This is a genomic window from Caballeronia sp. AZ10_KS36, from assembly GCF_023631105.1.
Lineage (GTDB): Bacteria > Pseudomonadota > Gammaproteobacteria > Burkholderiales > Burkholderiaceae > Caballeronia.
On record NZ_JALQDQ010000001.1, the window covers coordinates 497,986 to 511,188 of the forward strand.

The window sequence follows — 13,203 nt, forward strand, 5'->3', positions numbered from 1 at the left end:
TCTCCCCATGGCGACCGCAGTGCGCCATTTTGCCGCGCTCGGCGCGTGGCGCGCGTCGATGGCGGCTGTTGTCTGCGGCGCGCTGCTGGCCTGCACGCCCGCCTATGACTGGCGCACCGTCATGAACAACGACGACGGCTACGAAGTGACGCTGCCCGCCAAGCCTCGCGCGGACGAGCGCAAGATCGAGATCGCCGGCCAGCCGATGACCATGCGCATGCAGACCGCCGAAGCCAACGACGCGGTCTTCGCAGTCGGCACGGTCGTGCTGCCGAGCGCGGACCCGGCGCTGCAGCGCAAGGCGCTCGACTACCTGGAGCAAGGCCTCGCGCGCAACGTGAACGCGCATCCGGCAGCGCGCGCGACGCAGATCGACCTGGCGGCGGGCGGGCGCGTGCTAGGCAGCGAGATGCAGGTCGAAGGCCAAAGCGGCGAAAAGCGCGAGTCGCGGACAATTCACGCGCGTTTTGTCGCACGCGGCACGCATGTGTATCAACTGGCGATCGTCTCTGACAAAGCGCCGCCCGCCGAGCAAGCGGATCAATTCTTTACGTCCTTCAAACTTTTTTAGAGGGGACGCTCGAATCATGCAAGTACTGGCTTAAAAGTGCCGTACTGAGCCGAAATCGAATGCAAGTCGCTTCGCAGAATTGAGCGGTAATCCACGGATTTGTCAGGACTTTTTCCACTATCCACAAGTTCTGTGGATAACTTTGTGGAGAAGAGTGTGCGGTAGCCACCAAAAGCCCGAGACAAGCGGCTGTCGTTACTTTGCCTCACATCACGGCAATTTAATTAGTTCAATAAAATCAATGGCCTGCGGAATAGGCGTCTAGCCTGCGCCAAATCCGATGAAAGTCGGGCGCGGATCGCGTCGGTGTGCATAAGTCAAGACTTGACAAGCATTTTTGCGCTGACGCGAACCGTCGCAGGCCTCATGCGATGCCGAGCGCCCGCCGATACTGGACCGCCTCCGCGACGTGCGCCGCGTCCGGCGTTTCGACGCCAGCGAGGTCCGCGATGGTCCGCACCACTTTAAGCACGCGGTAGTACGCTCGCGCCGACCAGCCGAACCGCTCTCCCGCCGAGCGCAGCAGCGCCTCACCGGCGGAATCGGGGCGGCAGACGTCGTCGGCTTCGCGGCCATCCAGTTCGCGATTGGTCTTGCCCTGCCGGCTCAATTGCGCCTCCCGCGCGGCGGCCACGCGTGCCGCGACCTGCGCGCTCGATTCGCCACGCTTCGCGCTGCGCGCCGACAATTCCGCTGGCGAGAGCGCGGGTAGTTCGATCTGAATGTCGATGCGGTCCATCAGCGGGCCGGACAGCTTGCGCAGGTAACGCGCGGCGATCTCCGGCGAGCAGCGGCAACGGCCCGATGGGTCGCCGCGCCATCCGCACGGGCACGGGTTCATCGCGGCGACGAGTTGGCAGGCGGCGGGGAAGTCGGCCTGCTGCGCGGCGCGCGAAATGGTGATGCGGCCGGCTTCGAGCGGCTCGCGCAGCGTTTCGAGCACCTTCCGATCGAATTCGGGGAGCTCGTCGAGGAAAAGCACGCCCAGATGCGCGAGCGTGATTTCGCCCGGTTGCGGCGGATTGCGCCCGCCGACGAGCGCGACCGAGCTCGACGAATGATGCGGCGCGCGAAACGGCCGCTGCCGCCACTGGGCCGGGTCAAAGCCGAGCGAGCTCGCCGAGAGAATGGCGGCGGACGTGAGCGCTTCGTCGTCGGACATAGGCGGCAGAAGGCCGGGCAGACGCGCGGCGAGCATCGACTTGCCCGCGCCCGGCGGCCCGACCATCAGCAGATGATGCCCGCCTGCCGCCGCGACTTCGAGCGCCCGCCGCGCGCCCGGATGACCGATGACATCGGCGAGGTCGGGCGACGGCGCGGACGACGCGTCCGAAAGCGTTGCGGCTTGCGCGGGTCGCAGCCGCGCGTCGGGCACGCCATTGAGATGGGCGCACAGCTCGGGCAAGTCGGCTGCGCCATACACGTCGATGCCCGGCACAAGCGCGGCCTCGGCGGCGCTCGCGAGCGGCACGTATATCTCGGGAACACTGGCGCTGCCCGCGTACTGGCGCGCCGCGCCGCAGACCATCGCGAACGCGCCGCGCATCGGGCGCAGCGCGCCGGTCAGCGATAGCTCGCCCGCGAACTCACGATTCGCAAGCGATTCGGCGGGAATTTGCCCGCTCGCGGAGAGGATGCCGAGCGCGATCGGCAGGTCGAAGCGGCCCGACTCTTTCGGCAGATCGGCGGGCGCGAGATTGACGGTGATCCGGCTGACGGGAAAATCGAAGCCGCAGTTCTGCAATGCGGCGCGCACGCGCTCGCGGCTTTCGCGGACTTCGAGATCGGGCAGGCCGACGATGGAGAACGACGGCAGCCCGTTGGCAAGATGGACTTCGACGACAACTTCCGGCGCGCGCCCAGGGGCGGGCGCGCGGCTGCGTACCACGGCAAGCGACATGATTTCACCTGAAACGGCGCGCGCCCGAAAACGGCCGCGCCGGCAATAAGACTAGAACTTCACGGCTCGCCGGCCGGGTACCAGAGAAACGGCGGGCTTAGTCTTGCGCCGCGCCGGTGCTCGTCAACCGCTGCTCCAGTTGCGCGACGCGCTTTTCCAGTTCTTCGAGCCGCGCGCGCGTGCGCACGAGCACCTGCGTCTGCGTATCGAATTCTTCGCGCGTGACGAGGTCGAGCTTCGAGAAGCCTTGAGAAAGCATCGCCTTCATGTTTCTTTCGACGTCCTTCGCGGGCGAGTTCTTGAATAGCTCGCTCATCTTCTGCTGCAGGTCGTTGAACACGTCGTTGGGCTGCTTCATCGTTTCTCCCTTCTGCACAAAATAAGTGCATTCATTGTTAGGTCAGTGCCCCGAAACATCGAATGTTCGATGTTGGTGCGCGCGCGTGCTCCGCGAACACACGCCGGGGCATCTCACAGGCGACGCGATTTTAGCGCCGGCTTGGGGCTGCGTTGGCCGTCCAAGCCCTTTTTGCGGACCTCGCGACCACTCTAGCAATGAACCTGCCCCCGCGCCAGCACGCGCGGCGCGCGTTGGCCGTTCGGCAGAGGGGCGCGGCCCTTTTCCGTGCAATATCGCTGAAAGCCTCACCAGTACTCGATTGGCATACGAGTTGCATAAGTGGCGCGACCTTTTCTGAACGCGTTCTTAAGCGGAACGGCAGGCGGAAGGAAGGCAACCACAGCGAGGGACACATGAAACTCATCACCGCAATCATCAAGCCGTTCAAGCTCGACGAAGCGCGCGAGGCGCTTTCGGCGATCGGCGTTTCGGGCATTACCGTCACGGAAGTGAAGGGCTTCGGCCGGCAGAAAGGGCATACCGAGCTGTATCGCGGCGCGGAGTACGTCGTCGACTTCCTGCCGAAGGTGAAGATCGAGGCAGCCGTTTCGGACGACATCGTGGATCAGGCAATCGAAGCCGTCGAACGCGCGGCACGCACGGGCAAGATCGGCGACGGCAAGATCTTCGTCACCGCAATCGAACAGGTGATTCGCATTCGTACCGGCGAGACCGGCGCGGACGCGCTCTAAGAAAAATCGGCGATAAGAGGAACTAGAAGAATGCGCAACTTTTTGATGTCATTGATGGTGGCGGGCGCGCTGATCGGCGCGAATGTCGGCACCGCACTCGCAGAGGACGCGTCCGCTCCGGTCGCCGCCTCGGCACCCGCGTCCGACGCTGCTTCAACGGCAAGCGCACCCGCCAGCGCCAACACGGCGATGGCTTCGTCGGCAGAAGCCGCCGCTGCTGCATCGGGCGCCTCCGAAGCTGCGCCCGCCGCGCCGACCGAGCCGTTCTCGGTCGATTCATCGAAGATCAGTTCGGGCGATACCGCGTGGATGCTGACCTCGGTCGCGCTCGTGCTGTTCATGACGATCCCCGGTCTCGCGCTCTTCTACGCGGGCATGGTGCGCAAGAAGAACGTGCTCGCGACCGCGATGCAGAGCTTTGCGATCTGCTGTCTCGTGACGATCCTCTGGACGGTCGTGGGCTACAGCATCGCGTTCACGCCGGGCGGGTCGTTCATCGGCGGCTTCTCGCGCGTGTTCCTGCACGGCATGGCCTACATCAAGGGCGACAAGGCGACGACGCTCACCGTCAGCCATCTCGCCTCGACCATTCCGGAGTCGGTCTACTTCGCGTTCCAGTTGACGTTCGCGATCATCACGCCCGCGCTCATCACCGGCGCGTTCGCCGACCGCATGAAGTTCTCCGCGATGCTCGTGTTCATGGCGCTGTGGTCGCTGATCGTCTACTCGCCGATCGCGCACATGGTCTGGGAACCGACCGGCTGGCTGGCAACGGCAGGCGTGCTCGACTTCGCGGGCGGCACGGTGGTGCACATCAACGCGGGTATCGCGGGTCTGATGTGCTGTCTCGTGCTCGGCAAGCGTGTCGGCTATGGCCGCGAAGTCATGGCGCCGCATAACCTCGTGCTCTCGCTGATCGGCGCGTCGATGCTGTGGGTCGGCTGGTTCGGCTTCAACGCAGGTTCGGCGGTCGCGGCTGACGGCCGTGCCGGCTTCGCGATGCTCACCACGCAAATCGCCACCGCGTTCGCCGCGTTCGGCTGGATGTTCGCGGAGTGGCTCACGAAGGGCAAGCCGTCGGTGCTCGGCATCATTTCGGGCGCGGTGGCGGGTCTCGTCGCGGTGACGCCTGCATCGGGCTTCGTCGGCGTGACGGGCGCGATTGTGATCGGCATCGTCGCGGGCGTCGTCTGCTTCTGGTCGGCCACGTGGCTCAAGCACAAGTTCAACTACGACGACTCGCTGGATGCGTTCGGCGTGCACGGCGTCGGCGGCATTATCGGCGCGCTGCTGACGGGCGTGTTCGCGGTGAAGGACATCGGCGGCTTCGACGGTTCGGTGCTCGTGCAGGCGAAGGGCGTGCTCATCACGCTGATCTACTCGGGCGTCGTGAGCTTTGTCCTGCTGAAGATCATCGACATGACCATGGGCCTGCGCGTGACGGAAGAACAGGAACGCGAAGGTCTCGACGTGACGCTGCACGGCGAACACGTCGAATGACGAATGTGCCGCAGCGTGCGCGGACCAACCGCGCGCGCAGCGGCTACAAGAACGAGCGCAGCGACTTGGCCCGCCTTCATGGCGGGTTTTTTTCGTTTGGAAAAGGAATAAACACTGCGCGTCGGGGTTTCGTCCATGGGAGGTCGTCGCGCATTGCCGGACGGGGCGCAGGAGACCTTGGTAATTGGCGGCTCATCCCCAATTAGGCAAAACAATTGCTCTACAATCTTTGGTCTTCTATCGGCCGGACATATTGTTCCGGTCCCGTGCAAAGCTGTCCGCGAGAAATCAATGGTCCCGCACTTAGTTACGGCGTTGAGTGGCCCTCTGCTCGATCTCGAGCGGAAAATCCTCGAGGCCACGCCCGCCATCGAGCGGTGGTTCCGTCTCGAATGGCAAGAGCACACGCCGCCGTTTTATTGTTCCGTCGATCTGCGCAACGCAGGGTTCAAGCTCGCGCCCGTCGACACCAACCTCTTTCCCGGCGGATTCAACAATTTGCCGCAGGAAGTGCTGCCGCTCGCCGTGCAGGCGGCCATGGCGTCCATCGAGAAGATCTGTCCCGACGCGAAGAATCTGCTCGTGATTCCGGAGCGCCACACGCGCAACGCGTTCTATCTGGAAAACGTCGCGCGGCTCGCGACCATCATGCGGCAGGCGGGACTCAACGTCCGCTTCGGCACGCTCGATGAAAACATCCACGGTCCGGTGACGATTCCGCTCGCCGATGGCCAGAAGATCGTGCTGGAGCCGCTCGAACGCACGCCGCGCAGGCTCGGGCTGAAGAACTTCGATCCCTGCTCGATTCTGCTCAACAACGACCTTTCGGCGGGTATTCCGCCAGTTCTTGAGAACTTGCACGAGCAGTATCTGCTGCCCCCGCTGCATGCGGGCTGGGCCGTGCGCCGCAAATCGACGCACTTCGCCTGCTATGACGACGTGGCGAAGAAGTTCGCGAAGATGGTCGAGATCGATCCGTGGATGGTGAACCCGTACTTCGCGCATGTGGAAGGCGTGGACTACGAGGCGCGCACGGGCGAAGAGGCGCTCGCCGACGCCATCGACGGCGTCATCAAGAAGATTGCGAAGAAGTACCGCGAATACGGCATCAGCGAGAAGCCGTACGTGGTGATCAAGGCGGACGCCGGCACGTACGGCAAGGGCGTGATGACCGTGCACGACGCAAGCGAAGTGGCCGCGCTCACCAAGCGCGAGCGCGCGAAGATGAACGACGCGAAGGACGGCCTGCAAGTGCACGACGTGATCGTGCAGGAAGGCGTGCATACGTTCGAGCGCGTGGAGAACGCGGTGGCGGAGCCGGTCGTGTATATGATCGACCGGTATGTCGTCGGCGGCTTTTATCGCGTGCACGATTCTCGCGAGCGCGATCAGAATCTGAACGCGCCGGGCATGCATTTCGTGCCGCTCGGCTTCGAGCACACGGCGCTGCCGGACGCGCACGCGAAGCCGGGCGCCGCGCCGCCGAACCGCTTCTACATGTACGGCGTCGTGGCGCGGCTCGGGCTGCTCGCGGCGTCCGTGGAACTCGAAAAGACCGATCCGGAAGCCATTCAGGTGTAAGCGCGCGGCTTGCGGTAAGCTCGCAGGCCGCGTGAACCCAAGCGAAGACCATGGACATTCTTTTTATCGCCGACCCGCTCGATCACTTCAAGATCTACAAGGACACGACCTACGCGATGATGGCCGAGGCCGCGCGCCGCGGTCACGTGCTCTACGCGTGCGAGCCGCAGCATCTCGCGTGGACGGGCAGCGCGGTCGAGGCGAGCGTGCGCCGCATCGAGATTGTCGGCGACGAAGCGGACAGCGCCCGCTCGCCGTGGTTTTCGGCGGCGGAACCCGAGAATCTGCCGCTCGCGAAATTCGGCGCGGTGCTCATGCGCAAGGACCCGCCGTTCGACCTCGAATACGTGAACGCGACCTGGCTGCTTGAAATCGCCGAGCGCTCGGGCGCGCGCGTGTTCAACAAACCGCAGGCCATTCGCGATCATTCGGAGAAGCTCGCCATTGCCGAATGGCCGCAATTCGTCGCGCCGACGCTCGTCACCCGCGACCCGGCGCGCCTGCGCGCATTCCACGCCGAGCACGGCGATGTCATTCTCAAGCCGCTCGACGGCATGGGCGGCATGGGCGTGTTCCGCGTGAAGGCGGACGGCATGAATCTCGGTTCGATCATCGAGATGCTGAGCGAGAACGGCGCGCGCATGGTGATGGCGCAGAAGTTCATCCCGGAGATTTCGGCGGGCGACAAGCGCATTCTGGTGATCGGCGGCGAGCCCGTGCCGTATTCGCTCGCGCGTATTCCTCAAGGCAGCGAAGTGCGCGGCAATCTCGCGGCGGGCGGGCTCGGCCGCGCGCAGCCGCTGACGGCGCGTGATCGCGAGATCGCCGAGACGCTCGGTCCGGTGCTGAAGGCGCGCGGACTGCTGCTCGCCGGGCTCGACGCCATCGGCGACTATCTCACCGAAGTCAACGTGACGAGCCCCACGTGCTTTCGCGAGATCATGGATCAGACGGGCTTCGACGTGGCGGGCATGTTCATCGACGCGCTGGAGCGCGCAGTCGGCTGATCCGTGCATTTGGCGCACTGCAAAACGCGCGCTGCCAGCACTGTTACAATTGACTTCCCGACGGCTTGCGAACTGGGGCTGGAACAGCTTCAGCGAGCCGGCACGACGGGAAGGCCGCCCGCGCCGCCGGTTGATTTCCCGGCCGGCCGGATGCATATATGGCCTGTAGCACGCGACGCTCGCGCGTTTTCGAGCGATCTCTGACGTATTCGTCGCTACAGAGGTAGCAATCCCGACATGGCTGGCATTCTGATCATCGCGCACGCACCATTCGCCACCGCGCTTCGTGAGTGCGTCGCTCATATCTACGGCGGCTTGCCCGCGCGCATCGGCGTGATCGACGTGACCGCCGACTGCGATCCCGTCGAGGTCCGGGCATTCGCCCGCTCGGAAATCGACCGCCTGAAGGAAGAAAACGGCGCCATTGTGCTCACCGATGTCTTCGGCGCGACGCCCGCGAACATCGCGGCGAGCCTCGCTGAAGCCGACGTGCGCGTGCTCGCGGGCGTCAATCTGCCGATGCTCGTGCGCGCCGTCTGCTACCGCGCCACGCCGCTCGACACGCTCACGGAAAAGATTCTGCAAGGCGGCTCCAAGGGCATTCAGGAACTGGATTCGTCCACGCCGCTCAATCCCTGCGCGCTCGCAACGAAAGTGGCCGGCTCGCCGGACCCCGCGTGTTCCGCGAGCGCCGATCTCGCCGCTGCGAAAGCCGCGAGCCACTGACGCCGCCTCCCTCATCCACTCGCGTTTCGGAGCATCATGCAGCAACAAGAAACAACCATCGTGAACAAGCTCGGGCTGCACGCGCGGGCATCCGCGAAGCTCACGCAACTCGCCGGCAGCTATCAGTCCGAAATCTGGATGAGCCGCAACGGCCGCCGCATCAACGCGAAAAGCATCATGGGCGTGATGATGCTGGCAGCGGGCATCGGCAGCACGGTGACGATCGAAACCGAAGGCCCGGACGAAGCCGAAGCCATGCAGGCGATACTCGGCCTGATCGCCGACAAGTTCGGAGAAGGGCAGTAAGCGCGTCATCGGGAAGCGCATTCATGCAACGAAAAGCCGCGCATCGACGCGGCTTTTTTGCGTCCGCTTCATTCGGTTGCGCGGTAACGCGGCGCAATCGTCTCGCTCCCGCCGCGACAGGCCGCGCAGGGACTTTCGAATAGTTCGAACTTATAATTGCCTGTGCGGCCAAGCGCCCGCCGCGGGTCTCTCAGACTGCGGATACATCACAACTAGAGGAGGTGCGCGTGTCCTTCACGCTGCATGGAATTCCCGTATCACGAGGCATCGCCATCGGGCGAGCGTATCTCATTGCGCCGGCCGCGCTCGACGTCGCCCATTATCTGATCGAGCCGGATCAGATCGACGCGGAAATCGCGCGTTTTCATGCGGCGCAGGCCGCCGTCGCGCAGGAACTCCAGGCACTGCGGGAAGACCTCGCCGCCGACGCGCCCACCGAAATGGGCGCGTTCATCGACGTCCACACGATGATCCTGAACGACGCCATGCTCGTGCAGGAGACCATCGACCTGATTCGCGCGCGCCGGTACAACGTCGAATGGGCGCTCACCGAGCAACTCGAAATTCTGGGCAGCTACTTCGACGACATCGAAGACGAATACCTGCGCGAGCGCAAGGCGGACATTCAGCAAGTCGTCGAGCGCCTGCTGAAGGCGCTGGCGGGCGCGCCGACGGCCGCGTCGCTCGTCGTGCACACGGCCGCGAGCAACGGACACAACGAAATGATCGTGGTCGCGCACGATATCGCGCCCGCCGACATGCTCCAGTTCAAGACGCAGGCATTCAAGGGCTTCGTGACCGATCTCGGCGGGCGCACGTCGCATACGGCGATCGTCGCTCGCAGCCTCGGCATTCCGGCGTCGGTCGGCGTGCAGCAGGCGAGCGCGCTGATTCGCCAGAACGATCTCATCATCGTGGACGGCGATCATGGCATCGTGATCGTCGATCCGGCGCCCATCGTTCTCGAAGAATATTCGTATCGGCAAAGCGAAAAGCTGCTGGAGCAGCGCAAGCTCCAGCGCCTCAAGTTTTCGCCGACGCAGACGCTGTGCGGGACGAAGATAGAGCTATGCGCGAACATCGAATTGCCGGACGACGCGCAAGTGGCAGTCGACGCGGGCGCGATGGGCGTCGGCCTCTTTCGCACCGAGTTCCTGTTCATGAATCACAAGGACCGGCTGCCGGAGGAGGAAGAGCAGTTCGAGGCGTACAAGCGCGCGATCGAGCTGATGAACGGCAAGCCGGTGACGATCCGTACCATCGACGTGGGCGCGGACAAGCCGCTCGATTCGATGACCGGCGGCGACGGCTACGAAACCGCGCCGAACCCGGCGCTCGGCCTGCGCGCGATTCGCTGGAGCCTGTCGGAGCCGCAAATGTTCGTGACGCAACTTCGCGCGATTCTGCGCGCGTCGGCGTTCGGCCCGACGAAGATTCTGATTCCGATGCTGGCGCACGCGCAGGAGATCGATCAGACGCTCGACTTGATCCGCGAAGCGAAGCGCCAGCTCGACGACGCGGGCATCGCCTACGACCGCAAGGTGCAGATCGGCGCGATGATCGAGATTCCCGCAGCGGCCATCGCGGTTCGGCTGTTCTTGAGCCGGCTCGATTTCCTGTCGATCGGCACGAACGATTTGATCCAGTACACGCTCGCGATCGACCGCGCGGACAACTCCGTCGCGCATCTTTACGATCCGCTGCATCCGGCGGTGCTGCATCTGATCGCGCTGACCCTGCGCGAGGCGAAGCGCGCGGGCGTGCCGGTCTCGGTGTGCGGCGAAATGGCGGGCGATCCGTCCGTCACGCGCCTGTTGCTGGGACTGGGCCTCACCGAGTTCTCGATGCATCCGAGCCAATTGCTCGTCGTGAAGCAGGAGATCTTGCGATCGAATCTGAAGGCGCTGGAGAAGCCGGTTGCGGACGTGCTCGCCGCTTACGAGCCCGCCGAGCTTCAGGCTGCGCTCGCGCGTTTGCAGAAAGCCTAGCTTTAGAGATGACGCGCGCCGCAGACCGGGCAATCCGGCTGCCGCGCGATCTTCATCGTGTTCCATTCCATGCGCAGCGAGTCGAGCATCATCAGCCGGCCAGCGAGCGTTTCGCCGAAGCCGCCGATCACGCGCAGGGCTTCGGCCGCCTGCATCGCGCCGATGATGCCGACTGTCGGCGAAAAGACGCCCATCGTCGAGCACGCGACTTCCTCGAATGCCTGGTCCGGCGGAAACACGCATGCGTAGCAGGGCGACGCGGGCGAGCGAAAGTCGAATGTGCTGATTTGTCCGTCGAAGCGCAAGGCCGCGCCCGACACGAGCGGCACGGCATGCGCGACGCACGCGGCGTTGATCGCATGGCGCGTGGCGAAGTTGTCGCTGCAGTCCAGCACGACGCTCGCGTGCGGCACGTTCGCGTCGAGCCACGCCGCGTCGGCGCGGGCGTTGATCGCCTGGATTTCGATGTCCGAGTTCAGCGCGAGCAGCGTCTGTCGCGCGGATTCCACTTTCGGTTGACCGACCGATTGCGTCGCATGGACGACCTGGCGCTGGAGGTTCGTGAGGTCGACGGTATCGGCATCGACGAGCGTGAGCTTGCCGACGCCCGCCGCGGCCAGATACATCGCCGCCGGCGCGCCTAGTCCGCCCGCGCCGACGATGATCGTGTGCGCATCGAGGAAACGCTGCTGCGCTTCGATGCCGATTTCATCGACGAGAATGTGACGGGAATAGCGGAGGAGTTGGTCGTCGTTCATCGGCCTGGACGTGCTGCACGAGCTTCGCGGCTCACCGCCGCGAAGCCCTGGACCACGATTACTTCGACTGCTGCGCCGTAGGCGACGAAGCCGGCGCCGCGCCCGATGCCGGCGACGAACCCGGCGTCGCGGGCAATGCCGGCTGAGCCACCACCGGCGCCGATGCGGAACGCGCCGGCTTGTTCTGCGCGAGCTTGCGCTCGCTGAAGGACTTCGACTCGACGACCGTCTTGCCTTCCAGCTTGTTCAGCGCCTGCTGGAGCATGAAGTCGTCGTTGCTGCCGAACTCCACCGGCTTGCGGTCGCGGTCCTTGCGGCGCTGCTCGGGCGTCTTCTTGTCGTTCTGCTCTTCCAGCAGACGCAGTTGGTCCAGACGATCCTGCTCGCGCTGCTCCTGTTCCTTCTTCTCGTTCGGATCCTGCGTGTTCGCGAGGTGATTCGAATAATCCACTTCGCGGGTCACGAGCGCGTCGTCCGGATCGCCGTCCGCGTACTGATCGACCGGCACGTCCGGGCGCACGCCCTGATTCTGGATCGACTTGCCGCTCGGCGTGTAGTAATACGCCGTCGTCAAACGCAGCGCGGTGTCGGCGGTCATCGGACGAACCGTCTGCACCGAGCCCTTGCCGAACGTCGTCTTGCCGACGATCAGCGCGCGATGATGATCCTGCAGCGCGCCCGCGACGATCTCCGAAGCGGAAGCCGAATACGCGTTGGTCAGCACGACCATCGGCACCTTTTTGAAGATGTCCGGCACGTTCTTCAGCGGATCCGAATCGAAGGAAGGCAGGCGATAGTTGTCGTAGGTATCGCGGAACGTCTGCTTGGCGTCCGCGATTTGTCCATTCGTCGAGACGACGACCGCGTTATCCGGCAGGAACGCGCCCGCCACACCGACCGCGCTCTGCAGCAGACCGCCGCCGTTATTGCGCAGGTCGAGCACGAGGCCCTTCAGGTTCGGCTGCTGGCGCGCGAGGTCTTGCAGCTTCGCCGCGAGATCCGGCACGGTGCGCTCCTGGAAGCTCGTGATGCGGACATAGCCATAACCCGGCTCCGGCACCTTCATCTTGACCGACTGCACGCGGATCAGCGCACGCGTGACGGTGAGCGGGAACGTGCGGTCGTCGCTCTTGCGGAAGATGGTGAGCGTGACCTTGGTGCCCGGTTCGCCGCGCATTTGCTTCACGGCCTTGTCGAGCGTCATGCCGCGCACCGGCTTGTCGTTGATGCGCGTAATGAGGTCGCCCGGGCGGATGCCGGCGCGGAACGCCGGCGTGTCTTCGATCGGCGAGATGACCTTGATGAGCCCGTCTTCCGACGAAATCTCGATGCCCAGGCCCGCGAAGCGGCCCTTGGTCTGTTCCTGAAGCTCTTCGTAGTCCGTCTTGTCGAGATACGACGAGTGCGGATCGAGGCTCGACACCATGCCCTTGATCGCGGCGGTGAGCAGCTTCTTGTCGTCGACGGGCTCGACGTATTCGTGCTTGATCTGCCCGAACACTTCGGCGAAGAGCCGCAGTTGATCGAGCGGAAGCGGTGACGATGCGGCTTGCTGAGCGGACGCGGAAATCTGCAGGGTTGCGAGAGCGCCGACAGCAACGCCTGCGGCGATCAGGCTGAAGTTTTTCAGGTTCTTTCGCATAGAGGAGTGCGTGCGGAATCGAATGGGCTGCATCGTGGGTGACGGGCCAGTATACCCGCTCGCTTTCGAAGGCGACTTAAACGCAACTTAAATGCCCGGGCGCTTTGTGCCGCGACAGCGCTGGCTCGCTGC

General features: G+C 64.4%; 12 protein-coding genes. 8 read left to right on the top strand and 4 right to left on the bottom strand.

Features of this window, described 5'->3' with window-relative positions; genetic code table 11:
* Window positions 1-7 precede the first annotated feature (7 nt).
* On the top strand, window positions 8-571 hold the full coding sequence (locus NCR35_RS02355; protein ID WP_250532872.1) for a hypothetical protein: 564 nt from the start codon (window positions 8-10) through the stop codon (window positions 569-571).
* A 364-nt stretch (window positions 572-935) separates the two neighbouring features.
* Here NCR35_RS02355 and NCR35_RS02360 read toward each other — a convergent pair whose 3' ends face one another.
* Window positions 936-2,471: a YifB family Mg chelatase-like AAA ATPase gene (locus NCR35_RS02360; protein WP_250532873.1), complete on the bottom strand. Its 1,536-nt coding sequence runs from the start codon at window positions 2,469-2,471 to the stop codon at window positions 936-938.
* Window positions 2,472-2,568: 97 nt separating this feature from the next.
* On the bottom strand, window positions 2,569-2,829 hold the full coding sequence (locus tag NCR35_RS02365; RefSeq protein WP_159835097.1) for an accessory factor UbiK family protein: 261 nt from the start codon (window positions 2,827-2,829) through the stop codon (window positions 2,569-2,571).
* A gap of 395 nt (window positions 2,830-3,224) precedes the next feature.
* Here NCR35_RS02365 and NCR35_RS02370 point away from each other — a divergent pair, with 395 nt between their 5' ends.
* The 7 genes from NCR35_RS02370 (at window position 3,225) to ptsP (ending at window position 10,671) form a co-directional block, all read left to right on the top strand.
* Window positions 3,225-3,563 (top strand): P-II family nitrogen regulator, encoded by a 339-nt coding sequence (locus tag NCR35_RS02370; RefSeq protein WP_014190273.1) that lies wholly within the window; start codon window positions 3,225-3,227, stop codon window positions 3,561-3,563.
* Between the two features lie 30 nt (window positions 3,564-3,593).
* Window positions 3,594-5,063, top strand: coding sequence for an ammonium transporter (locus NCR35_RS02375; protein WP_244847751.1), 1,470 nt, complete (start codon window positions 3,594-3,596; stop codon window positions 5,061-5,063).
* A gap of 291 nt (window positions 5,064-5,354) precedes the next feature.
* Window positions 5,355-6,644: a glutamate--cysteine ligase gene (gene gshA, locus NCR35_RS02380; RefSeq protein WP_175939214.1), complete on the top strand. Its 1,290-nt coding sequence runs from the start codon at window positions 5,355-5,357 to the stop codon at window positions 6,642-6,644.
* A 50-nt stretch (window positions 6,645-6,694) separates the two neighbouring features.
* A complete protein-coding gene (gene gshB / locus NCR35_RS02385; protein ID WP_250532874.1) occupies window positions 6,695-7,651 on the top strand; it encodes a glutathione synthase in 957 nt (318 codons plus the stop codon).
* A gap of 237 nt (window positions 7,652-7,888) precedes the next feature.
* A complete protein-coding gene (locus NCR35_RS02390; protein WP_244847753.1) occupies window positions 7,889-8,377 on the top strand; it encodes a PTS sugar transporter subunit IIA in 489 nt (162 codons plus the stop codon).
* A gap of 36 nt (window positions 8,378-8,413) precedes the next feature.
* Window positions 8,414-8,683, top strand: coding sequence for an HPr family phosphocarrier protein (locus NCR35_RS02395; RefSeq protein ID WP_244847754.1), 270 nt, complete (start codon window positions 8,414-8,416; stop codon window positions 8,681-8,683).
* Between the two features lie 227 nt (window positions 8,684-8,910).
* On the top strand, window positions 8,911-10,671 hold the full coding sequence (gene ptsP / locus NCR35_RS02400) for a phosphoenolpyruvate--protein phosphotransferase (protein ID WP_250532875.1): 1,761 nt from the start codon (window positions 8,911-8,913) through the stop codon (window positions 10,669-10,671).
* Window positions 10,672-10,673: 2 nt separating this feature from the next.
* Here the strand turns inward: ptsP and NCR35_RS02405 are convergent, their stop codons facing one another.
* A complete protein-coding gene (locus NCR35_RS02405; RefSeq protein WP_250532876.1) occupies window positions 10,674-11,429 on the bottom strand; it encodes a HesA/MoeB/ThiF family protein in 756 nt (251 codons plus the stop codon).
* Between the two features lie 58 nt (window positions 11,430-11,487).
* Window positions 11,488-13,071: a S41 family peptidase gene (locus NCR35_RS02410; protein WP_244847757.1), complete on the bottom strand. Its 1,584-nt coding sequence runs from the start codon at window positions 13,069-13,071 to the stop codon at window positions 11,488-11,490.
* Between the last annotated feature and the right edge of the window lie 132 nt (window positions 13,072-13,203).

Coding starts and splice junctions, on each gene's coding strand:
- gshB (WP_250532874.1), top strand. CDS start 6,695: ATGGACATTCTTTTTATCGCCGACCCGCTCGATCACTTCAAGATCTAC.
- NCR35_RS02405 (WP_250532876.1), bottom strand. CDS start 11,429: ATGAACGACGACCAACTCCTCCGCTATTCCCGTCACATTCTCGTCGAT.
- NCR35_RS02375 (WP_244847751.1), top strand. CDS start 3,594: ATGCGCAACTTTTTGATGTCATTGATGGTGGCGGGCGCGCTGATCGGC.
- gshA (WP_175939214.1), top strand. CDS start 5,355: ATGGTCCCGCACTTAGTTACGGCGTTGAGTGGCCCTCTGCTCGATCTC.
- NCR35_RS02355 (WP_250532872.1), top strand. CDS start 8: ATGGCGACCGCAGTGCGCCATTTTGCCGCGCTCGGCGCGTGGCGCGCG.
- NCR35_RS02395 (WP_244847754.1), top strand. CDS start 8,414: ATGCAGCAACAAGAAACAACCATCGTGAACAAGCTCGGGCTGCACGCG.
- NCR35_RS02365 (WP_159835097.1), bottom strand. CDS start 2,829: ATGAAGCAGCCCAACGACGTGTTCAACGACCTGCAGCAGAAGATGAGC.
- NCR35_RS02410 (WP_244847757.1), bottom strand. CDS start 13,071: ATGCGAAAGAACCTGAAAAACTTCAGCCTGATCGCCGCAGGCGTTGCT.
- NCR35_RS02370 (WP_014190273.1), top strand. CDS start 3,225: ATGAAACTCATCACCGCAATCATCAAGCCGTTCAAGCTCGACGAAGCG.
- NCR35_RS02390 (WP_244847753.1), top strand. CDS start 7,889: ATGGCTGGCATTCTGATCATCGCGCACGCACCATTCGCCACCGCGCTT.
- NCR35_RS02360 (WP_250532873.1), bottom strand. CDS start 2,471: ATGTCGCTTGCCGTGGTACGCAGCCGCGCGCCCGCCCCTGGGCGCGCG.